The sequence below is a fragment of the Lysinibacillus sp. FJAT-14222 genome (genome assembly GCF_001278875.1).
GTDB lineage: Bacteria > Bacillota > Bacilli > Bacillales_A > Planococcaceae > Lysinibacillus > Lysinibacillus agricola.
Window position 1 is genome coordinate 1 of the sequence record NZ_LIYL01000064.1, and the last position, 23,209, is coordinate 23,209.

Consider the following 23,209-nt stretch of genomic DNA (forward strand, 5'->3'; position numbering starts at 1 on the left):
TGTACGTTTGGATTTTTTTGAAGTTGTAGTATCTGTTTTGGTGAAAATATAATTTTACTCATAGTAGCCCCTAGTTCGTCCTTTAATCTTAAAAGTCTAGTATATAAAAAATACCCGCAGTTAGCACACTCTTTTTCAAGTGTCCTAACTACAGGTACCATATTATTTCATACTCCTCCCAAATTGCTTATTGTTTTTTCCCACGAATCTGTTGCTTTACTTCTTCCGTGTCTGTATCACTATATACTTTTGTACCTACCCCACCATTTTGGGCTAGCAGTTTTTTCACTTCATTATAAGATAAACCGGCCTCTACATTTTTTCTTTTTACTTCATTAATATCTGTTCCAGCAGAAGTAAACTGAGCTTCATTATGGTCAGTCATGCAAATCCCTACCTTCTATAATTCATCAGGCTGCATTTCGATTAATTCATCGCCTTCTCTTTTCACTTTTTTATTAAGCTCTTTAATCGGTATAGCATCCACTGTTTGCATATCTTCATGTAAATCGAAAAGACTAATAGTATCTGATTCGACCATATCTGGTTTGTTCTTGCTAGCTAAATTCATAAATATTTTTTTCTCATGCGGTACGTTTTCTATGTCCATCATTTCACCCTCCTTTATCTATAGCGTGTGCAATGTTGGACAAATTATGTGCCTTTCGTTTTCGCACTTTTATCGATGCGGTGATATTCAGATATTTGAATGACCCGAACATTTCTTGTATGCAGCTCATGATACATCCCTCTACTATCTGTAAAGGATATATACTGATCTCGTTCGCTTCGAACTAATGCCTCTGCTTTTTCCTGTGAATCAATATGAATAAATCTTCTAACATAATGCATTTCATCAAAGAAATAAGTAATTTTAAATTCTTTCATTATAAATAGCTCCTCGATTACTGGATATGGTTATTTACTGCTTATCATATCCAACTAACTGCAGTTGCTATCCTTATGAAAATATTAAAGGTTTTTTCTATATCTTCGGCATAATCTGTATTAAAGCAAAACAATTATTTCATTGGAGGTGAAGATTTTGATTCATACAGTTAAAGCAGGCGAAACCTTGTCTCAAATAGCTAGAAATTATCGTACGCCGTTATCGTCAATAATTGCTGCAAATCCTGGGATAGATCCGAATGTACTTTATATTGGTCAACAAATTGTTATACCTGGGTTTCCTAACCCAAATACAATCCCTTATAGAATAGATATTTCTACTGAAAATCGATGGCTACGGTTATATAAGGATAATATTCTTCAAAAGCAATACCCGATTGCAGTTGGTAGGATGCTACATGGTACACCTACTGGCAATTTTATAATTATTAATAAGGCTCCAAATCCTGGTGGTCCGTTTGGGACAATGTGGATGAGTTTATCTAAAGAGCATTACGGTATTCACGGAACTAATAATCCTAGCTCAATCGGTCATGCTGTTTCACGAGGCTGTATTCGCATGCATAATCAAGATGTCGAAGAGCTTGCAAGCATTGTCCCAATCGGCACTGGAGTTTTTATTCATCCTTAAAAATCAACAAGGCTATCTCATAACAAGATAGCCTCATGTTGTTGAAACATGCCAATGAAATTAAAGGTGTCATGTTAAATAAAGTATGACCCTTCGTCAAAACGAGGGGGTGATTTCCGTTCCGGCTGGGCGCTTTGTAGCTGCCGCTTTGCTTTCGCTACAGAAAACATTTGTTGTTGTTGTTGCTGTCGCTTCGCTTTCGCACAGATAAAACATTGTTGCTGTCGCTTCGCTTTCGCACAGAGCAAAGCTTCCTGGGGGCGTCCGATGAGCCGCTTTTGTCGCTGCCGCTACGTTGCACTACGCTTTCGCGCAGAAAACATCCGCTTCGCTGCAGGGTCTCAGGCCAACAGATGTTTTTTGCGCGAAAGCCACCGAGGTTGGTCACGAAGGCGTTATCACAGGATGTGATGCTTTTAGCCTTCGTTCCTCTATTGCTGATCCCCAAGGAGTCACCCAGCCTCCACTCCAATCAACCAATTCACATAGTGTTTGTTTTTCAACACTCTTAAAATAACCTCTTAGTGCAAATTAACCTTCACCTCTAGATTGTGCAAGCTTCGATAAATAGTATTGCTCCTCTCTTAGCATATGATCTGCCATTGGAGCTGTGAATGTTCCTAATACTTCAGCACTTAACTCCATTTCTTCTAATTCACGTAAAAAGATTTTAAATAATTTCATCTCTATTTCTACATCTTGGTTAAAGCGATTCAATGCGGGGAATGCGTCTATATTTGAACGCAAATATCCAGTAAGCTCTACCGCTTTTAAATAAAATTGTTCAAAATGTTGGGCAAAGGTCGTACTTTTTTGCCTCAATCTTCTTTCTACTCCATCTAAATCGTCATGAATGATCCCTGCATGTCCTGATGCATCTAAAAGCCAGACTAAGTGATGATGTAGCTCATGAAAGATTGGCGGGACTTCGCCTTTCTTTAAGTAGTTAAGAACATTTTGATATTCCTCTAATTCATTCACCATATGGTTGACAAAGGAAGGCGGTAGATGAATATTAATATTTCCTGTTAATTGACGTCTGAGGATAAGAAATTTAAATTGCTTGAACTGTTCCACAGACTCGTCAACAGTAAGTGAAAAGGAAACTGCATTAGAAGCATCAAGCGAATTAACATAGGCAAGAAGCTGAGAAAATTGATGAATAAATGAGCTCGCTCTTTTAATATCCTCTTTCTCCGATGGATACAATGAATCATGAATAAATTGTCCGTGATCTCTTAATATCCCTAGCCAAAACCTATGTTCAAATACTGCATGCTGAACGTAATTCGACAAACAGTCACATCTCCTTTGTTCTATACGATTCCTCTATTCTATTCTTCTTGAAAATCTAATATTAATGTTCGGGTGAAAATTCAATCTCCCACTGTCTTTTCGTATAGGATGAAACGCTTAAAGCTATACTACATAATGCTGAAGCAACGAAACAAATTCAAATTTCATTTAAAGGTGCATCTATAGTAGTTGACCTTAAAAATTAGGAGGGGATATGCTTGTCCACAAAAGACAATACATTATCTATTTTCGCCTTAGGTGGCATTAATGAGATTGGCAAAAATATGTATGGAGTGCAGTATGCAAACGATATTATAATTATCGACTGTGGTGCTAAGTTTCCAGACGAAAGCTTACTAGGTATTGATTTAATAATCCCTGATATTACGTACTTACAAGAAAATAAAGAAAAGATTAGAGCCTTAATTGTGACACATGGACATGAGGATCATATTGGTGGAATTCCTTATCTATTAAAAAAAATAAATGTTCCGGTTTATGCGACGCGTTTTACGCTTGGCTTAATCGAGTTAAAGCTAAAAGAGCATAAGCTTTTAAGAGAGACCGATTTAATAGAAATTCATTCCGATTCATCATTAAATTTCGGACAAGCTGATGTTAGTTTCTTTAGAACGAGCCATAGTATACCTGATTGCTTGGGGATCGTTATTAATACACCTGAAGGAAATATAGTGCACACTGGCGATTTTAAATTTGATTTAACGCCTGTAAATAATCAATTTGCAGATATTCATAAGATGTCTGAAATAGGATCAAAAGGCGTACTGGTGCTTATCTCTGAAAGTACGAATGCTGAACGACCTGGGTTAACTCCATCAGAGCAGCTTGTCGGTAATCATATTGAGGATGCATTTTTACATGCCGAACGCAAAATCGTTATCTCCACTTTTGCTTCTAATGTTAATCGCATACAACAAATTGTAAATGCAGCGATTGCTACAAATAGAAAGCTTGCATTACTTGGGCGTAGTATGGTGAATGTTGTAGATGTGGCACTTGAGCGAGGATATTTAGACGTTCCAGAGGACATGTTAATTGATGCTCGTGAGGTTAAATATCTCCCACCTGAAGAAATTGTTGTACTCTGTACGGGTAGTCAGGGTGAGCCATTAGCTGCACTCTCTCGCCTAGCAAATGGCAACCATCGCGAAGTAAAAATTTTGCCTGATGACACAGTTATTTTTGCCTCATCGCCTATTCCAGGGAATGAGAAGAGTGTTTCACGAATCGTTAACAACTTATTCCAACTAGGTGCAAAGGTTATTTATGGCTCCTCCAGCCACACAGGTATGCATGTTTCAGGACATGGTTATCAGGAAGATTTAAAACTAATGCTTACACTAATGAAACCCAAATTTTTCATTCCGATTCATGGTGAATTTCGTATGTTACATCAACATCGTTTGCTAGCTGAGTCCGTTGGTGTCATAAGAGGACATACGTTTATTGTGAAAAATGGGGATGTTGTTGATATTGAAAATGCAATGGCTAGACAAACACGTAAAATTCCATCAGGTGATACGTATGTCGACGGTATTGGTATCGGTGAAGTCGAAGGAATTGTCTTACGCGATCGCAAACAGCTTTCAGAAGACGGTATGCTTGTCATCGTTTTAACACTAAATAAGGTAGAAGGTTCCCTTATTTCAGAACCTGATACAATTTCACGAGGCTTTGTTTATGCCAAAGACTTTGAGGACCTTTTGAACAAAGTAAATATTCTCGTCAAAGAAACCGTAAATGAGCTCCAGGAAGAAGGTAAGCAGCAAATACATGTCTTAAAAAGAGAGATCAAAAGAGCTGTCGGCCAATATCTTTTTTCACAAACAAAAAGAAAACCAATGATTTTACCTATAATTATCGAAATTTAAAAAAGTCGGTGTGAGGGATTTTTCCCCTTACACCGACTAAATTCATTGTATCTCGCCTTAACTACCCGTAAAATCAGTGAGGATGAAGAAAACCCCTCTGATTAAAGTTTCACTTTATGGATTGCTCAATCTTCTTTAAAAGTCCTGGCTCTTGTATTTCTTTATAGAGCTCACCCTTGGAAAATTTTATGAAGCATAACATTGTAAAGATACTGAACCTGATCAAATCCATGATGTAAATTTTTCGAGTGATTTTCTATCTGCATCGAAAAATTGTCAAAATGCTGTGGTAGCCCCTCTACCGCTGTCATCAATGACTCTTTATTTTTTAATAAAAGCTGAATCGTATTTAAAAGTCTTACCATTTTAAGTTGGATATCAATCATCGGAACATCAATGGGTATATGGTGCAAATGATGCCATTCTTTATACCATTTGAGAAAGTGAAATAAATAATCACTTAAAATAATTGTTTCATTTGGAATAATAGCCACGACATCATTTGCAACACATACTTCATTTTCACATTGATATATATATTTATTTGTTTCCCTCAATTTAGCTTTAGTAAGAATGATGGTTTTAGCCGGTACTGGTGCATACTTAAAATCTTTTTTAAATGTAATATTAATCTTTGGTATTTGTTCAATATCACCATTTAGCATTAACTGTTTTAAATATTTTGCTGTAATTAAGGGTAATCCGACATTTGTAAAATTCTTCTTCATCGGTACTATTTTCCCCTTTTCTATTTTAGCAACTTCATCTAATCGATAACGCTTTACCATGCCTGAATCCTCCATCCTTAACTTAGTTATATATACTCTAAAACAAGCCACTGACGAATCATCAACACTGTTTTCCATAAGCCTTTTCTCTTAAAAAAACTTCCCACTAATAATTGTACCATTTTACAGTAACATTATCCCTATTATACCACTATAATAGTATAGGCATTTTTAATGTTTTTCACTAGCTTTTTACATAGAGGTGAATCATATGTCAGACTTTTTAAAGCTAGTAGGTGAACAACTCCGTATTATTAGGGTATCCAAGGGGCTTAGTCAGGAAGAAGTGGCAGAAAGAACAGGGAAGTTAGGTTTTAGTAAAGGACGAATCTCAAATATTGAGCATGGGCAATCTAATATCACATTGAGCACTTTAGAAACGCTGATAAAAGCATTAGACATTGCCCCTGAGGAGGTTTTTAACTTTCAAAAATTATCTGGTGTTACTGATATTGAAGAAAAGAACCTTGTGCTTGACATACATCGATCAGTATTAAGGGAGCGCAATTTAGACGAGGTAAAATACGTAGTACGTATTACGAAGGATTTTTTAGATACTATTGATTCACAATCAAAGAAAAACAGCTCCAATAATCAATGACGTTGGAGCTGTTTTGACAGCCAGCTAGAAAATATTTTTCGATAATTCTTGATACACTGCCAGTTGTATTGATTAACCATTTTTTATCCATCCTAATTAATTAGAAGTCTGATTCCCGCTACGGGCTACTCGCTTTCCTGCGGGAAGCTTTGCTCTGCGACGAAAGCGAAGCGACAGGAGCACTTGAGTAGCCCTACGCCAATCAGTTAAAAATGGCAATATATTTGTCAAAATAGCAATAAAAAAATCCTTTTATCGCTCAATAATAAACCTATTTTTTCCTAATCAACACAGCTAATACACTGCTTTAATACGATTAATCTCCACCTCCATATGGCATATGTTTTAACAAATGTCTATGATGAGCCTATTTTATAATGGTGGCATGTCATTGTTTTGACCATAAAAAAATCCATTTAGTCTAAAACCAAATGGATCTGTCTATTACATTCCAAATTTTTGACGATAGCCGCATTTTCTACATAACTCTTCGACTGCTTCTCTGCGTGAAAATCCGTCGACAATATTATTTGCACGTTCTCCTTGAACAATGTCTGTGAAAGATTTCTCATTCACATTCCCCAAATTAATAACGCCCTCACCATCAAGACAGCAAGGCACTACTGTACCATCCACTAAAATAGCTGCCTGGCTTCGCAGTGCATGGCAAAAGCCTTTGCCTTCATCCTCAGGCTCAAGCAAGCTCGGCCATCTAAATTCATGATCCTGATTTAAATAAATATTATTAGCAATCTTTACACCTTTACCGGGCTGCACTTTTTCTTCGATACGATAATCAAGATTATATTCATTTTCTAGAATTTCGAGCGTTTCACGATTTCTCCGTGCCGCAATATCCGATACTTGATCCCTTTGTAAATTCCATAAACGATATGAAATAATCGTATTATAATCTTTTGAATCACGCACAAAATCTAATATATCCCCTAAGTATTTCTCACGATTTTCCGATCCCTCATGACCGTCGAAACTATGCAATGAAAAATTGATTTGGCGTAAGGCTGGTTTCCCTAGTATCTTTTCACGATTCTTTTTGATCAGTGTACCGTTCGTTGTAATATTAACTTTAAAACCCTTTTCATGTGCTGCGTCAAGCAGCTGATCAATACGCGGGTGTAAAAGCGGCTCTCCTTTTACATGCAAATAAATATATTTCGTATGAGGACGTATTTCATCCAATATTTTATTAAATTGTTCTACTTTAATAAGTCCCTTTGCACGAGCAGTTGGCGGACAAAAGCTACATGCTAAATTACAGACACTCGTTATTTCTATATAAACCTTTTTAAATGTTCTCAACGTTAATTCACCGTTCCAGTTCTTCATATATTCAAATCCTATTCATTTTAACAAATTTTACGATAAGGAACAGTTTTTCAGTCTCCTTCCCCTCACATTATTTATACATCTTAGGGCTACATGAACAAGTAAGCTTGAGAAAGATTAATAACTTAATAGTAATGGTGAAAATTATGCCTGATAATGAACCTTCAAAGGATCCATCTAAAAATCATATTACCATCAATCTTACTATTAATATTGGCAATAAAGAAATCCATTTTGAACAACGGGCTGAAGATAGGGAACAAATCAATAAGGATGTAGGTACTAATGCCAACCAAGGCGGTCAAAATGCACTAAACGGCAGTCATACTAGAAACGTAAATTCTCAATTCGCAGATGGAAACGGCAGAAGCGGTATTGCTGGTGAGGTTGAAAATGAGTCCTCTCCATTGTTAGATGAAAATAAAAACGACTAAAGTTTTTGGGCTCATCGAACGCCCCCAGGAAGCTTTGCTCTGTGCGAATGCGACAGCAACAACAACAACAAATGTTTTCTGTAGCGAAAGCAAAGCGGCAGCTACAAAGCGCCCAGTCGGAGCGGAAATCAACCCCACGTTATGGCGATAGGCCTTTATTTGAAACAGCAAAAAACTTCTATCTGTAAAAATATTTCATACCAACAGATAGAAGTTTTTTGTTTTGTTATCCACCAAGGAATCACGCCTCACACATTGCGTTTATAATTTTTTGTACCATCATATGAATAAAGCAATGGCTTTCCATCTACATATGTTTCTAAATGCACAGGACGACCCCATAGCTGATAAATATATGGCAAAACGTTTTCTAAATAGTGTGGATCGAGCTCCATTCCTTCAAAACCATGCACTAAATAGAGCTCTCCGTTGCGAAGGTAATCCCCATTTTTAACAACGATATATGGGAATCCCCCGTTAACACGCATCGATACGAGCTGATCTCGTACCATTTCATAATCCTTATCTGTAATACGGTATTCATTGCCCTTTTTCTGGAACAAATAAAGATCCTCTTGCTTCGCTAAATCCTTCGTTAAGTAGTTGCGGATAAAGGAGATATCCGACTCTACCTCTCTTACCTCATACATTTTCTCTCGGCCTGAGTTCGGTTGAACACCTAGCTTTCTCATCTCTTCTGTTGGATGATTATAGCGGTTTTCAATATCCTCAAAAATTTTCACGCCAAGGTAATAAGGATTAATGGTTGTTTTTGAAGGCTGCACAACACCTGCATTTAATTTCGCAAATTCAATCGTCTCCGCTGTTGTTAGCTTAAGCTCACGCATTATACGTTGATGCCAAAAAGAAGCCCAGCCTTCATTCATAATTTTCGTCTCTAATTGTGGCCAAAAATAAAGCATTTCCTCACGCATCATCGTTAATATATCTCTCTGCCAGTCCTCCAATTCTCGACTGTGCTCCTCTAAAAATAGCAATAAATCTTTTTCTGGCTTTGGCGGGAAGTTCTTTATTTTTCGCCTTATCGATTTATACTCTTTTTCCTTATCATCTAAACTCCATAGATCATCATACGGTGATTTCGCTGGAAGAATGTCTTCTTCAAGTTCCTCCGTATTCCAAGGCAATTTTGGTCGTAAAAGTGATGGATCGATATGCTCCTGAATCGCTAATACCGCATCTAAAAACTGTTCGACCTCATCCTTTCCATATTCCCTTTCGTAGCCGGCTATCCGTTCAGCTGTTGCAGTCATGCTCTCAACCATATCTCTTCGAGTATTGGAGAAGCGTACATTATTTTTAAAGAAATCGCAGTGCGCCAATACATGCGCAATAATTAATTTATTTTGTGTTAACGTATTTGTATCGAGTAAAAATGCATAGCATGGATTTGAGTTAATCACTAGCTCATAAATTTGGCTTAGTCCTAAATCATATTGAAGCTTCATTTTATGAAATTGTTTCCCGAAGCTCCAATGCGAAAATCGAGTAGGCATGCCATATGCGCCAAACGTATAAATAATATCCGCTGGACAAATTTCATAGCGCATTGGAAAGAAATCTAAGCCAAAGCTTGAAGCAATTTCTGTAATTTCATCAATCGCTCGTTGAAGCTCTTTCATCTCCATTTTTCCGCCCCCTCCTTTGAACATAATTACTTACCATGATTCAACCTCGTTACCATTTAAGATTCACTTTTTTTGAAAAAGCTCTTTAAGGCATCATAAACATCGCCTTTTTTTCTCAAAATATGATACCTAAATTTGGCGTCATCTATTTTTTTGTATGTGTACATAAGTGTAGAAAAGCGGTTATGCTGATTGACTTCACCATATCCAAACATGCTCGAAACATCCATTAGCTCTCCCACTAGCTTCAAGCATTTTTCATTATCCATTGAAATATTTTCACCATCTGAAAAATGTACTGGATAAATATTATAGCGAGAAGGATTATACTTATCCCGAATTAGTTCCAATGCTTTTATATAGGCAGATGAACAAATGGTTCCTCCACTTTCACCCTTCGTGAAAAATTCTTCTTCTGTCACTACTTTTGCCTCTGTATGATGTGCAATAAACTCAATTTCCACGGTTTCATACTTTGAACGCAAAAATTTGGTCATCCAAAAGAAGAAGCTTCTAGCGCAATATTTCTCGAAGGAGCCCATCGAGCCACTTGTATCCATCATCGCAAGAACAACTGCCTTCGATTCAGGTTTTTCCACTTCATCCCAAGTTTTAAAACGCAGATCATCATTATGAATCGGCGTAATTTCTGGTTTACCTTTCATGGCATTACGCTTTAGTGCGTTGAGGATAGTGCGCTTTTTATCGACATTCCCCATCAGACCTTTTTTTCGAATATCGTTAAACTCAATTTTTTCCGTTTTAATATCTGCTTTTTCTTTCTGTTGTAGGTTTGGTAGCTCAAGCTCATGAAATAGCACATTTTGAATTTCCTCAATGCTTACTTCAGCTTCATAATAGTCCTGGCCTGGCTTGTCACCAGCTTCCTTTCCCTTGCCATTGGCTTGATCGCCTCTACTGGCATCACGTGCAACCACATCACCTACATTACTATCTCCTTGTCCTTGCCCAACATGCTTGGAGTTATCATAGTTATATCGAATTTTATATTCATCTAGTGAACGTATAGGAATTTTAATAACCTCTCGACCATTGGACATCACAATACTTTCTTCACTAACTAAATCAGGTAAATTATTCTTGATAGCATCTTTTACTTTTTCCATATGACGTTGCTGGTCCTGGTGCCCTTTACGATGGAGGGACCAATTTTCCTGAGAGATGACAAAGCGTTTATTTTCGTTTTCAGTCATTTTTATCCTCACCCATCTATCAAATTTGCTTTTTCTATACTATGCTAGTGATTCACTTTCTTGAACTTTTTTAGAGAAATCAATTACACTTCGTTGTTACTTCACTTACGACATCCATTTCGTTTTGGCGTAATTACGTCCTTGCACTTACGTTACATAAAACATTTGTAGCTGACGCTTTGCTTTCGCTACATAAAACATTGCTGAATGAAGATAAAAGGAGTGCCCTAAAATGGGACACTCCTATTCACTCCTATCGATAGTCTTATTTCCACTGAATAGGTCAAAGCCTTTAACGATTTAACAGACTACCTACATATTGCAATAATTCATTAGCAGATGTTGTATTATAGCCATGTTCATCGACAAGTCTTGCTACAACCTCATTAATTTTCTTCAGCTGTGATTCATCCGGCATTTTTGAAGAAGTAGTAATTTTCACGACATCCTTGAGATCCGCAAATAATTTCTTCTGTATCGCTTCTCGTAATCTTTCATGAGAATTATAGTCAAAACGCTTTCCTTTTCGAGCATAAGCAGAAATTCGAATTAATATCTCCTCACGGAATGCCTTTTTCGCATTTTCCGAAATGCCTATTTGCTCCTCAATAGAGCGCATTAATTTTTCATCGGGATTCATTTCCTCACCAGTTAATGGATCGAAAATTTTATTTTTATTACAAAATGCTTCTACATTATCAAGATAATTATTCATCAATGTTTTTGCAGACTCTTCATACGAATACACGAAAGCCTTTTGCACTTCGTTTTTGGCAATTTCATCATACTCTCTTCGAGCAACTGCAATATAGTTCATATATTTTTCTCGATCTTCCTGAGAAATGGAAGCGTGCTGATCAAGCCCATCCTTTAGTGAACGTAGAACATCTAACGCATTAATAGATGGTATCTCTTTTCGGATAATTGCAGAAGAAATACGATTAATAATATACCGTGGATCAATACCGTTCATGCCTTCGTTTGGAAACTCTTTTTTAAGCTCCTCTAAGTCAACGGAATTAAATCCCTCCACATTTTCTCCGTCGTACAGTCGCATTTTTTTAATAAGATCCACACCTTGCTTTTTCGGTACTTCCAGTCTTGTTAGAACCGAAAAGATTGCTGCGGCCTTTAATGCATGCGGAGCAATATGAACATGTGACATATCACTTTCTTTAATCATTTTTTCGTAAATCAATTCTTCCTGACTAACTTTTAAGTTATACGGAATTGGCATGACAATAATACGTGAATGCAACGCCTCATTCTTTTTATTAGAAATAAATGAACGATACTCCGTTTCGTTTGTATGCGCAACAATTAACTCATCTGCACTAATTAATGCAAATCGGCCTGCTTTAAAGTTACCTTCCTGTGTTAAAGACAATAAATTCCACAAGAATTTTTCATCAAGCTTTAACATTTCCTGGAACTCCATCATACCTCTGTTTGCCTTATTTAGCTCACCGTCAAAGCGATAAGCACGAGGGTCAGATTCTGAACCAAATTCACCAATTGTTGAGAAATCAATACTGCCTGTTAAATCAGCAATATCCTGCGATTTTGGATCTGATGGGGTAAAGGTTCCTATACCCACACGTTTGTCTTCAGAAAAACTAATACGTTCAATCATCACATTTTCAATACGTCCATCGTATTCCTTTTCAAGACGCATTGTATTTAAAGGCGATAAGCTTCCTTCAATTCGTATACCATATTCCTCGTAAAACTCATTACGCAAATGATGTGGAATTAAATGTAGGGGATCCTCATGCATTGGACATCCCTTAATAGCGTAAACTGCGCCTTCATCTATTCGCGAAAATTGCTCAAGTCCGCGTTTCAGCAAGGTCACAATTGTCGATTTACCACCACTAACTGGTCCCATTAATAACAAAATACGTTTCCTAACATCCAATCTTCGTGCTGCTGGATGGAAATATTCCTCCACCAGTCTTTCAATTGCTGTTTCAAGCCCAAAAATTTCTTGCCCAAAAAATTTGTACATTTTTTGCCCATCGCGTTCCTCTACACCAGCACTTTTTATCATATTGTAGACGCGTGAATGGGCTGTTTGAGCAACTTCAGGTCTTTCCTTGATGATGTTTAAGTAATCTGCAAATGTTCCTTCCCACTTCAGCCGATTTTCTTCTTCGCGATAGCTTTTCACTTTATCTAAAATGTTGATAGCCTTCCCTCCATTCAGGGCTTGATTTATAACATAGTATGAAGGAAATGACATTATGATACCCAATACTTTTTCTTTGTCGAAGTTTCTTCTTATTGCCTATAATTTTTTCTGCTGAATAATGGGAATTTTATTGCCAGACAAAGGAATGAATTTAATCATTAATCATTTCGCCAGACGTTTTATTGGCTCATCACCAAAAGCTTGGGATAACATTTATTATATAGATATGCCATGTAAATAAGTTGATTGGAGTGGAGGCTGGGCGACTCCTTGGGGATCAGCGTCACAGATGAGACCCTGGAGCGAGCAACGCGAGTGAAGCGGCTCATCGGACGCCCCTGGAAAGCGCCCAGCCGGAACGGAAATCAACCCTACGTTATGTGATGAGCCGTTTTTTTACATAAATTACTCATTTCTACCGCTTCGTTTTCCCACAAAAAGTGCTGAATGAAGATAAAAAATTCGGTTATTCTAACGTTAGAAAGGAGGTCCTTTATTGAATCGCCATCGCCATTTTATATTCCTTTTATCATGGATGCTATTATGCAGTTTTACTCTCCCCAACGTTGCTTTAGCAAAGGAAGAACTCACGCAAGAAGAAATTGTGCAGCAACGTATGGCCTATTACGTACAATTTGACGAATTACTAATTCCGTGGCACTTCTTAGCAGCAATTGACCAATATGAACGCAATTTGCAGTCGGTTCGTAAAGATATCCCAAAACGCGATAGTATCATTGCCATTCAATTTTCCGATGAATATTGGTCAGGTGCTTTAAATCCTGTAAAAGATGATACCGTCCCAGAAACAATTAGTTATTTTGGAGGAATGGGGCTAGATGGTAATGGTGATGGAGTTGCCAGTCCAAAGGATGATGTTGATATAATATTCTCCATGGCTAGTTTTTTAAGTAAATTTGGGACAACTGATGAAGACTTTAAATTAGCTTTATGGGAATATTACGGAACTGAGCAAGCCGTAAATCAAATTTTCACCATTTCCAAAATGTATAAACATTTTAAAACAACTGAGCTTGATGCTCACACGTTCCCAGTCCCACCTAATTATGATTACAGTTATCGTGGTACATGGGGAGATAACAGAGGCTGGGGTGGACGCCGTATTCACGAAGGGACAGATATTTTCGCTAGCTATGGTACTCCAGTACTTTCTACTTCTTATGGAGTAGTGGAAGTAAAGGGATGGAACCAATTTGGTGGTTGGCGTATAGGAATTCGAGACAATCATAACTCTTATCATTATTATGCCCATCTTGGTAGCTATCATAAGAAAATTGAAGTTGGAGACCTTGTCGAGCCAGGAACTGTTCTCGGCTATGTTGGCAGCTCTGGCTATGGTAAAGAAGGGACATCCGGAAAATTCCCACCTCATCTTCACTATGGCATCTACAAATTCAATGGACGTACAGAATGGGCATTTGATCCATATCCATCATTATTACAATGGGAACGACTAGCAAAAAAAGCAAAGCAAAACAGTAATTAAATGTTGCACACAAAAAAGAAGGATAGATAAAATTGACTTTATCCATCCTTCTTTTTTGCTACATATATCCGGTAATTTCTAAAACTTCTATGTTTTTTTAGCCGAGCTCAGTCGCTAATCTACCACAAGCTTTCTACCTCTGATCTGTCCGTTTCTCCCCTTCAATTTTTAGAACTAGTTTGTTGCAATTGTTGTTGTTGCAATTTTCCTGACTGAATTTTCCCAGCTCCGTATCTTTGCCCTGAGCGTCTACAATTCCATAAGTAAATAAGCCACCCATATACTCGTCCAAGAAATAAACATAGCTTTTAAAGGTTGGTTTCGCTCCCCACTCTCGTTCAGCCACATCATCCTTCTGCCATTTAATGACTGCCAGACCTTCATTATTCACTTCATAATAAGAATCGCTATAGCCGGCGAGATCCAGCGTGAAACGCAATGCTTCTCCTTCTGGAAACGTGTAATGGAAGTAATTATACCCTTCTCCAGCATGAAGAGGTGGCGCTCCCTCTGTGAGTTTTTCTAGTCCGAGCGCAATATGACGCGCCTTCGTGAGATCCCCGTGCATCAGTATATCGTATTCTTCCTGACCCGCAGGTGTACGGACAATAACCCGTTTATCTTTGTTATTGTAATAGACATAACCGCCAAGTGTCTCGCTAATGAAACGAATCGGTACATAAGTGATACCGTTTTTATTTACTACTGCAGCGTCTAATTTTATCGTTTTCCCATTAACTGTTGCTGTTTTTTTTCCCGCCACAAGCTGTACTTTCTTACTCTTATCTTTATTTTGAATCGTGACGATACCAGTCTTAGGATCATAAGCGAGCACAGGCCATGCCGGGTCGCTCAGAGACCTTAATTTAACCATAGTTCGTCCTTCAACCGTAATAAAGTCATACTCAGCTTGACCGTTGACAAAAAGAGACGTCGAAGAAGCCGCATGTGCTGGAGTATTGCCAATAAAGCTCACAAGTATCACGAAGCCCATTATTTTGAACCATTTGTTCATACTATCTTTCCCCCTAGAATTGTATTGTTTGCGAAACAATTGAATGCTAAATATATTATACCATTCAAACAGAAAATATGGATAATGAAGGAAAAAACAATATAAAAGCTTTTTATGAACTTATTAGATAAACTTTATGGGGATTAATTTTACAACAAGTGCTTTTTCATTAAGTTAGGTATAAATACATAAAGTTATTAAAAAAAAATTAGAATTTCTATTTAGACATATACATTTAACTACCTATAATTAATAACCATGATTTGTTATTGTACTAAAAAACCATTTTTAAATTTTCCCATTAAAAGGGCTTATGTATATATAGAATTAGTTATAAAATATATTTGTACTATAACAATTTTTCACAGTTCTACATTAAAATGAACAATAAAAGGATGGGAAAAGATGAAAGGTATTTTTCAGTTTAAAACACTTAAAGCCCGAATTTTAAGTGCATTTCTTCTTTTGATAGTATTAGTTGTTTGTTTTACAACCTATACTTACATTTCCAATACTAAGATGGAAAAACAAGCAGAAGGTTTAGTGAATGAAGATTTAATTGTCTTAACTGCAAGTAAAAATTTAGCAATGTCTATGAGTGTTCGTCTATCTGCGGCTTTAAGCTATGTTGAATCGGGTGATGAAAAATACATAGAAACTTTTAATGAATATCGTAAAATTGCGGAAGAAAGCAATAGTATTGTTGAGAAGTACGAAAATACTCCTGAGCGTGCGACGCTAGTAGAAATGGCACGTACGTGGAGCGATCGCGTAAATACCGAAGTATTCGATGTTTATAAAAAGGGCGATAAAGAATTAGCATTAAAAAATTTAACTGCTATAAATAATCTTGTAACTGAAGTTCGTATTGGTTATGAAGAAATGGCCAACAAACGCTCAGACGCCATTACTGAGGTAGGAGATGACGTAGTATCAACAAGTTTAAGAAATAAAACAATTGGAATGATTGTTAGTATTGTATTAACAATTGCAGGTATCCTAATCGCCATTGTCACTGCTAGCAAAATTTCTAAGCCTATTACGATTGTCTCAAAGCGCATGAGTGAATTAGCAGATGGTAATCTGCAACATGAGCTACTTCCAATAACTCACCGTGATGAAATTGGTCAATTAATGCTTTCAGCGAATGATATGAATGAAAAATTAAAACAAACGATAAGCTCTATTCATGCTGTTTCCGAAAAAGTTGCAGCTAGTAGCGAAGAACTTGCTCAATCTTCTAATGAGGTACAATCAGGTACAGAACAAATTACAGTGACTATGCAGGAGCTAGCTTCTGGCACAGAAACACAAGCATCCACAGCAGGAGATTTAGCCGAAACAATGGTTTCTTTCCAGCGCAGTATCCATGAAACAACACAGGAAGGCATTGAATTAAAAGAGCATTCAGGTCATGTACAAAATTTAACAACTACAGGTAAAGGCTTAATGGTACAATCAACACACCAAATGGCAACTATTAATGAGATTGTTTTAGATTCCGTGAAAAAAGTTGAAGGCTTAAATGAGCAATCTGCTGAAATTTCCAAGCTTGTTTCAGTCATTGACGATATTTCAAATCAAACAAATTTACTGGCCTTAAATGCTGCCATCGAAGCAGCTCGTGCAGGAGAGCATGGTAAAGGCTTTGCAGTTGTAGCCGATGAGGTTCGTAAGCTTGCAGAACAGGTCCAATTCTCTGTCACTGACATTTCAACAATCGTCAACCGTATTCAAGGTGAAACTAGCAATGTAACATCTGCCCTACAATCAGGCTATGAGGAAGTAAAAAAAGGAACAGCACAACTAAATCAAACAAATGAAACATTTGAACAAATTTCGGAAGCTGTTGAGGATATGATTCTTAACATCAATACCATTTCAGGAAACTTAAATAAAGTTGCTCAAAACTCCGAGTCCATCAATGCCTCTGTTGATGAAATGGCTTCTATTACACAAGAGTCTGCAGCTGGTGTAGAACAAACAACCGCTACTGTAGAGGAAACAGCTGCTACTATGGAAGAAATCTCAAAGAGTGCAAATCAGCTCGCTAGTATGGCTGGAGAGCTAAACATCCAATTACAGCAATTTAAAATTTAAAGCACAAGTAGCTCATCACCATAACGTATGGTTGATCCACTCGGTTTTAGATGGCGCCTGATCACTTCTTCGGCTCACCTTAGCAGTTCGAGCCGTGACCTGATCATTTATAATCTCTACCAGAAAAAGCTATCTCGACATTACGTTCGAGATAGCTTTCGTTTCTACTTAAAGATTTTATTGGCAATGTCTAATTGGTACTCTTTCAAGTTCAGAACGTTTTATAATTACACTGATCTTCTGAAACCATTCCTCACATAACTCTAGCGCCTCTTGATAATCATCCTCTTCTCTTGATATAGGCTCATCGTTATCCATAAAAACATATTCCAGAATAGGGTCAGATAAATTATCAGCTACAATTTTCAACGTCAATTGAGACACCGTATTATACTCAGGGTCCTCTTCATCTAATTCCTCTTCGATGTCCTGATCTTCCCCCAGTAATGAACCACTTATTAAGTTATTACTAGTTCTTGCAATATACATTTCGTCCTCTACTATAGCAACTTCATATATTTTATTGAATAAGATTTCTTTTTTTATCAGTTCCTCATCCAAATCTTCTCTGCTCGCAAAAAAAAGAGTATTTGTAGGCTCATTTAATAATAAAGCACTTAAGCAATCATTTGATATGATGCAATGTGTATGAGGGATAGCCATTAGCTCCTCTTCACTTGCGTCTTTCATTTCGTTTAACCTGCTGATAAATATATGTCGTTTTTTAACATAACGAATAACTCCTGCTATTACTAGCCCTAAACCAATTAAAAAATAAACCCTACTAAATATAGCTGTCTCGACTGCATCTGCTAATAATAAATAGATTGTCCCTAGAAATAAGAGAAAAAAGGTTTTCATCCGTATCCCACCCTCAAAAAGAATTCGATAGGAAAAATTCATCCATATTAATAGAAATTTTATTCTAACGATTATCTTTTCATTCTTAATTTATGTGGGAATTATGCAACAAAAAAACATAAGGACACTGAAAATCAATGCTCTCATGTTAGTAATGTCCTCAATTTGATTGCTCCCATTAATTCTTCATTGCGTCCAACATTGTCTAAGGAACAAAATCAGTTGCTTGCCACAGCATTAATAAGCTTAAAAAACCTTCTGATTGTCTCCTCAGATTAACACAATATTCCCTTCAGAAAGCCAAAAGCAGCTACAACGCAATTTTAAACGTTGTAGCTGCTACTATAATTTAAAATAATCAATTACCCCTAAATGATTATTCTTATTAAAGATAGTTATTTATTTTAGTGTCATGAATAAGACTGACGGTATGAATGATAAAGCAAACATACAGGAATACCACATAGATGTACGGCGTAATGAAAAGCGAACTTTTTTCTTTTCTGCATAAAAAATGTCTAACATCACTGAAGCAACAACAAGTGGAATAGTAACACATGCGATAGCAACTAATAAAATGTTTAAACCAAACATAAAAGCACCCCTCTGTTCGTGAACATTTATTTTACCTCTTTGTGACAACTTTATGTCAATTTCATTGTACACATTTTGGTCACAAATTGTCAACAACATTCAAATAAGAAAAAAGTGCTTTTTGTAGAATATTTTTATCTAAAAAGAGATTTCTACGCAAATTACTTCACCAAAAAAGCAGCTACAAAATTGTAGCTGCTTTTTAATTATTAATTCATTAGCTTTTCATCAAAATTTACTCTTGACAATTCAAAGAGAGTGTTTTTAATCTCTATATTTATCTGTCAGCCCTCTTAAAAAATTTCTCACAAAGCGATCGCCACATTCTTTATAGTTACGATGACTTGGATTTCTTAAAATGGCACCTAATTCGCCTTTCGAAACGTTAACGCCTCCATCATATAAAATATCGAGCATCTCCTCACTCGTTAAGGATAACGCTATCTTCACTTTCTTTAATAGCATATTATTAGGACTCTCTTTTCCTGAAACAGGTAGTGGTCCTTCCGGCTGACCAGGCTTAGGCTTTTGAGGACCTCGTTTAAATGTAATAAATCCATTTAAAAAAGCCTCTACCATTTTATTATTACATTTGATGTATTCTTCAGGTGCTTCTTCCTCATCATTAACTTTAATAAGCATGTTCAATACTTCTTCCTTCGTAAAGTCCATGCCACCTAGCTTAAAAATTTTAACCATTTCTGTATTTTTAATATCTAACGCATATCTTAAACGAATTAAAATATCATTATTCGTCATTTAAAAACCTCCTTTATGTACTATTAAAGCCAAATATAAAAAGCCAGGCTTAATTATAACAGAGAGCAGTACTTTTTTAGCTACTTTCTGAAATTCCTACAGTATTTAGACTGCGCATTTCCTTCTTTTTAAATGTATTAAAAGTAAACTCTCGACCATTCTAATCACAAGGAGGTGAGAAAAATGGCTAACAATTATCGTAGCTCAAATAAACTTCTCGTACCTGGTGTACAAGAGGCTGTAGATCAGATGAAATATGAAATTGCACAAGAATTTAATGTACAGTTAGGGCCAGAAGCTTCTTCTCGTGCAAACGGTTCAGTCGGAGGAGAAATTACAAAACGCCTCGTAGAAATGGCTGAAAAACGTTCAAAAGGTTTATTATAATTAAAAATAAAAAAAGAAAAGAACGAATCCCTTTGATTGGAATTCGTTCTTTCGTGTTTTCATTATTTTATTTCTTGAAGATATTTATTCATTGTCTGTATGAATTTTAACATCGAATCATCTATTTGTTTCACAAAAGCTCAACCCTCTCGTTTATTATTTACATTGTTGCTGTCCAATTTTCTTGATCTGCCTGACTTTGCTCATACGTTCTTTCAATCTCATCAAAGCTAAGTTAAATGGGAAAACATCTTCCTCCTGGCATATAGATAAAATCCTATTTGAATGATAAGATAAATTCCTGAAACGCTAAAGAACTGTAATAGTATTTCTGGATTCCTTATGACACCACCTACATCATTTGCCATAGAAATAACATATAGAAAGGCTAAGCCCATGCCTGCTAGTGTTGGGATAAAGAATATGATTGTCATCTCCCTAGATATCATTCGCTTTACTTCTGTTGCAGTAATCCCTATATTAAAAAGTTTTTGATACTTCGCTTGTTCTTTATCGATCTCTGAAAAAAGATTTAAATATAATAAAATAAAGGAACCAAAAAAGAAGATAATACTCAAAAAAGTCATGACAAAGAATAACATACCATTAGAATGGATATTACGATAATGGCTCCCTATTTTAGAGGCAATTTTGAATGAGTTCTCTTGTGATACATTCTTTCCTCTAACATCTACAATTGGTGGGATCTTTTCATTGCTATATCTTTCCTCTAAGTCCTCAACTGCCTTTGTTGTCTCTTTCCAGCTGACAACATTAATTAAATGAAGGTTCGATGCAAAACCATTTACATTCGCTTTAAGAAACTCAAATTCGGAATTACTGACAATAATAAAATCTGAAACACCCAAAAGAGAATTAATATTACTTTCAATAATAGATTTTTTTAGTGAATAAGTGATATCGCCTTCTCTACTTGGAATTGTCCATTCCTGAATGTCTTCCTTCACATCCCCTGCATACGCTGGTTCTACGTTCAAATAACGAAGATATTCTCGCCCTTGTAATATTACCTCTCTAGAAGTTAATGCATTAAAATGATCCACTGTCATTATGTTATAAAGGTTATACCAACCATCATACGTTTTCTCATAGTAAGAAAACAATGGAATTACTATATGCTTTTGAACAGGATTTTCTTCATTATTTAATACTGCATCGAACTCACCTATAGACAAATTATCTTTCGTTTTCGGTTGGAGGAATGCTATATCAAAAGGATTTTGATTCAACACTTCCTTTTCATTTAACGTATACGTGGATAATATGATAGTACTGTACAAGGTGGTTATCATGATCATCATTGTCACCATCATTAATATAGAGGTGAGTTGCTTAAATTTATAGTCTATACTCGTCAATAACAATAATCGTTGATAATAAAATTCATTATTTTGTTTCGCTAGCTCTAAAAAAAAACTCATAAACTGAGAGAGACAAAGATATAAACCTACAGTCGTTATTGTGAACCAAATATATAGAAATTCACCAGCATGTGGACCAATATACGTAATAAAAAGCCCTAGGACTGATCCAATAACCAAAACAAGTCCAAGCACTCCAAGCTTCGGACTTTTTAATTTAAATGATTCCGCAACCTTATTGCTTTTTAAGCTTTGTAGAAGATTTCGTTTTAATATCAGATAAAGTGATTTACCTATGGCAAAAAAGTAAATGATGATGAAAATGATAATGGGAAAGTAAAACATCTTGCTATTTAACTGAAAAGTAATTTCCTCTAAGCCCACACTATTCATGAGAAGTAAAAAGAATAGCCGCGAAAATATGCCCCCTGAAAGAAGCCCAATTACTATAGAAAGAAAAGCAATAAGGGCATTCTCTAATAGTAATAGTTTGCTAATATCGCGATTAGTCATCCCTAACGTTATGAATAGCCCAAACTCGCTATTTCTTCTTTTGATAAAAATACCATGTGCATAGGTAATGAAAAACATCGTAAAAACGATCAGGGCAATTCCTGGTACATTCAACATATAATCCAGAGATTCCAGCTTTTTAACTTGTTCGATTTGCTCATTGAAATAGAGGGTAGAAAACATAAAGAAAAACATAACGACAAAGCTATTACAGACCAAGTATAAAAGATATTTTTTATAATGCACCTTTGCCATTTTCCATACAACTTGCTTAAATGTCATGGGCTCTTCCCCCTAAGACGGCTAGATTATCAATGATTTGATTGAGAAATTCTTTCTTATTGCCCTTTTTCACAATATAAGAATGAATAACACCATCTTTTATAAAGATTACTTTTTGACAATAGCTAGCTGCAAAGACATCATGAGTCACAAGAAGAATGGTTGCCTCAAGCTCTTGAACAATCTTTTCAAAGCATTCCATAATTACTTCTGATGTTTTCGAATCCAAGTTTCCCGTGGGTTCATCGGCAAAGATAATACTAGGCTCGTTAACTAAGGCTCTACTAACAGCCGTACGCTGCCCCTGTCCACCCGATACGTTATAGGGATATTTATTCAAGATTATATCAATCCCAAAAAGCTTAGATAAACTTTTTACCTTCTCCTCCATTTCAGCTGCGCCTTTCTTTTCCAGGATCATTGGTAACATAATATTTTCTTTTACCGTTAGGCTATCTAAAAGATTAAACTCTTGGAAGACGAATCCTAATTGTTGTCGGCGAAACAATGCTAATTCATCAGCACCCATTTCACTTATAGCTTTGTCTTCAATTACAACTTCACCAGAGGTTGGCTTATCAATTCCACTTAATATGTTAAGTAATGTTGTTTTTCCGCTTCCAGATGGTCCCATAATGGCTACAAACTCACCCTTTTTCATTGATAGGCTTATTCCGCCCAGTGCCGTCGTGGAACCTTCTTCCCCTGACTCTCCGTATATTTTAACTATATTTCTCGCATCTAAAATAACCATTATTCTTCCCTCCATGGAAATCGGTATTGAATACCATTCTAAATTACAAGTGGCTATAAAAAAATTTGATTCACTAAAAAAACCTTACAACTCTGTAAGGTTT

At 36.3% G+C, this 23,209-nt stretch carries 23 protein-coding genes; 8 read left to right on the forward strand and 15 right to left on the reverse strand.

Features of this window, described 5'->3' with window-relative positions; genetic code table 11:
- Nucleotides 1-187: 187 nt before the first annotated feature.
- From AN161_RS25680 to AN161_RS25690, 3 genes are read right to left on the reverse strand one after another with little or no spacing between them, the layout of a single operon-like run.
- Entirely contained in the window at nt 188-385 is a 198-nt protein-coding gene (locus AN161_RS25680; protein ID WP_053597156.1) for a hypothetical protein, read from the reverse strand.
- A gap of 15 nt (nt 386-400) precedes the next feature.
- Nucleotides 401-610, reverse strand: coding sequence for a hypothetical protein (locus AN161_RS25685; protein ID WP_053597157.1), 210 nt, complete (start codon nt 608-610; stop codon nt 401-403).
- 44 nt (nt 611-654) lie between these two features.
- Nucleotides 655-888 carry a hypothetical protein gene (locus AN161_RS25690; protein ID WP_053597158.1) on the reverse strand — a complete coding sequence of 78 codons (234 nt, stop codon included), beginning with the start codon at nt 886-888 and terminating at the stop codon, nt 655-657.
- A gap of 157 nt (nt 889-1,045) precedes the next feature.
- Between AN161_RS25690 and AN161_RS25695 the strand changes: the two genes are divergently transcribed.
- Nucleotides 1,046-1,540, forward strand: coding sequence for a L,D-transpeptidase family protein (locus AN161_RS25695; RefSeq protein WP_053597159.1), 495 nt, complete (start codon nt 1,046-1,048; stop codon nt 1,538-1,540).
- 531 nt (nt 1,541-2,071) lie between these two features.
- Here the strand turns inward: AN161_RS25695 and AN161_RS25700 are convergent.
- Nucleotides 2,072-2,836: a DUF2935 domain-containing protein gene (locus AN161_RS25700; protein ID WP_053597160.1), complete on the reverse strand. Its 765-nt coding sequence runs from the start codon at nt 2,834-2,836 to the stop codon at nt 2,072-2,074.
- A gap of 218 nt (nt 2,837-3,054) precedes the next feature.
- On the opposite strand from AN161_RS25700, the gene AN161_RS25705 reads away from it, so the two are divergent.
- Complete coding sequence (locus tag AN161_RS25705) at nt 3,055-4,728, forward strand: ribonuclease J (RefSeq protein WP_053597161.1); 1,674 nt, start codon at nt 3,055-3,057, stop codon at nt 4,726-4,728.
- Between the two features lie 170 nt (nt 4,729-4,898).
- Here AN161_RS25705 and AN161_RS25710 read toward each other — a convergent pair whose 3' ends face one another.
- On the reverse strand, nt 4,899-5,516 hold the full coding sequence (locus tag AN161_RS25710; protein ID WP_053597162.1) for a restriction endonuclease subunit S: 618 nt from the start codon (nt 5,514-5,516) through the stop codon (nt 4,899-4,901).
- 211 nt (nt 5,517-5,727) lie between these two features.
- On the opposite strand from AN161_RS25710, the gene AN161_RS25715 reads away from it, so the two are divergent.
- Nucleotides 5,728-6,117 (forward strand): helix-turn-helix transcriptional regulator, encoded by a 390-nt coding sequence (locus tag AN161_RS25715; RefSeq protein ID WP_053597163.1) that lies wholly within the window; start codon nt 5,728-5,730, stop codon nt 6,115-6,117.
- A 444-nt stretch (nt 6,118-6,561) separates the two neighbouring features.
- On the opposite strand, the gene AN161_RS25720 is transcribed toward AN161_RS25715, so the two are convergent.
- Entirely contained in the window at nt 6,562-7,437 is an 876-nt protein-coding gene (locus tag AN161_RS25720) for a radical SAM/SPASM domain-containing protein (RefSeq protein ID WP_053597215.1), read from the reverse strand.
- Nucleotides 7,438-7,610: 173 nt separating this feature from the next.
- On the opposite strand from AN161_RS25720, the gene AN161_RS25725 reads away from it, so the two are divergent.
- Nucleotides 7,611-7,898 (forward strand): hypothetical protein, encoded by a 288-nt coding sequence (locus tag AN161_RS25725; RefSeq protein WP_241774656.1) that lies wholly within the window; start codon nt 7,611-7,613, stop codon nt 7,896-7,898.
- 41 nt (nt 7,899-7,939) lie between these two features.
- A complete protein-coding gene (locus AN161_RS30395; RefSeq protein ID WP_201406552.1) occupies nt 7,940-8,086 on the forward strand; it encodes a hypothetical protein in 147 nt (48 codons plus the stop codon).
- 60 nt (nt 8,087-8,146) lie between these two features.
- On the opposite strand, the gene AN161_RS25730 is transcribed toward AN161_RS30395, so the two are convergent.
- From AN161_RS25730 to AN161_RS25740, 3 genes are all read right to left on the reverse strand, one after another.
- Nucleotides 8,147-9,547: a SpoVR family protein gene (locus tag AN161_RS25730; protein ID WP_053597164.1), complete on the reverse strand. Its 1,401-nt coding sequence runs from the start codon at nt 9,545-9,547 to the stop codon at nt 8,147-8,149.
- A 56-nt stretch (nt 9,548-9,603) separates the two neighbouring features.
- Nucleotides 9,604-10,761 (reverse strand): sporulation protein YhbH, encoded by a 1,158-nt coding sequence (gene yhbH, locus AN161_RS25735; protein WP_053597165.1) that lies wholly within the window; start codon nt 10,759-10,761, stop codon nt 9,604-9,606.
- Between the two features lie 292 nt (nt 10,762-11,053).
- Nucleotides 11,054-13,003 (reverse strand): PrkA family serine protein kinase, encoded by a 1,950-nt coding sequence (locus tag AN161_RS25740; RefSeq protein ID WP_277815987.1) that lies wholly within the window; start codon nt 13,001-13,003, stop codon nt 11,054-11,056.
- Nucleotides 13,004-13,487: 484 nt separating this feature from the next.
- On the opposite strand from AN161_RS25740, the gene AN161_RS25745 reads away from it, so the two are divergent.
- A complete protein-coding gene (locus tag AN161_RS25745) occupies nt 13,488-14,459 on the forward strand; it encodes a M23 family metallopeptidase (RefSeq protein ID WP_053597217.1) in 972 nt (323 codons plus the stop codon).
- 133 nt (nt 14,460-14,592) lie between these two features.
- Here the strand turns inward: AN161_RS25745 and AN161_RS25750 are convergent, their stop codons facing one another.
- Nucleotides 14,593-15,474, reverse strand: coding sequence for a copper amine oxidase N-terminal domain-containing protein (locus tag AN161_RS25750; RefSeq protein ID WP_053597166.1), 882 nt, complete (start codon nt 15,472-15,474; stop codon nt 14,593-14,595).
- Nucleotides 15,475-15,879: 405 nt separating this feature from the next.
- Here AN161_RS25750 and AN161_RS25755 point away from each other — a divergent pair, with 405 nt between their 5' ends.
- Nucleotides 15,880-17,574: a HAMP domain-containing methyl-accepting chemotaxis protein gene (locus AN161_RS25755; RefSeq protein ID WP_053597167.1), complete on the forward strand. Its 1,695-nt coding sequence runs from the start codon at nt 15,880-15,882 to the stop codon at nt 17,572-17,574.
- Between the two features lie 177 nt (nt 17,575-17,751).
- On the opposite strand, the gene AN161_RS25760 is transcribed toward AN161_RS25755, so the two are convergent.
- From AN161_RS25760 to AN161_RS25770, 3 genes are all read right to left on the reverse strand, one after another.
- Nucleotides 17,752-18,435 carry a hypothetical protein gene (locus tag AN161_RS25760; RefSeq protein ID WP_053597168.1) on the reverse strand — a complete coding sequence of 228 codons (684 nt, stop codon included), beginning with the start codon at nt 18,433-18,435 and terminating at the stop codon, nt 17,752-17,754.
- 399 nt (nt 18,436-18,834) lie between these two features.
- Entirely contained in the window at nt 18,835-19,029 is a 195-nt protein-coding gene (locus AN161_RS25765) for a hypothetical protein (RefSeq protein WP_053597169.1), read from the reverse strand.
- A 264-nt stretch (nt 19,030-19,293) separates the two neighbouring features.
- On the reverse strand, nt 19,294-19,788 hold the full coding sequence (locus tag AN161_RS25770; RefSeq protein WP_053597170.1) for a DUF1456 family protein: 495 nt from the start codon (nt 19,786-19,788) through the stop codon (nt 19,294-19,296).
- Nucleotides 19,789-19,971: 183 nt separating this feature from the next.
- Between AN161_RS25770 and AN161_RS25775 the strand changes: the two genes are divergently transcribed.
- Nucleotides 19,972-20,175 carry an alpha/beta-type small acid-soluble spore protein gene (locus AN161_RS25775; protein ID WP_053597171.1) on the forward strand — a complete coding sequence of 68 codons (204 nt, stop codon included), beginning with the start codon at nt 19,972-19,974 and terminating at the stop codon, nt 20,173-20,175.
- 230 nt (nt 20,176-20,405) lie between these two features.
- On the opposite strand, the gene AN161_RS25780 is transcribed toward AN161_RS25775, so the two are convergent.
- The gene (locus AN161_RS25780) at nt 20,406-22,352 is read right to left on the reverse strand and encodes an ABC transporter permease (protein ID WP_053597172.1); all 1,947 of its coding nucleotides are present in this window, start codon (nt 22,350-22,352) and stop codon (nt 20,406-20,408) included.
- Nucleotides 22,342-23,106, reverse strand: coding sequence for an ABC transporter ATP-binding protein (locus tag AN161_RS25785; protein WP_053597173.1), 765 nt, complete (start codon nt 23,104-23,106; stop codon nt 22,342-22,344). The genes AN161_RS25780 and AN161_RS25785 overlap by 11 nt, the downstream gene beginning before the upstream one ends.
- Between the last annotated feature and the right edge of the window lie 103 nt (nt 23,107-23,209).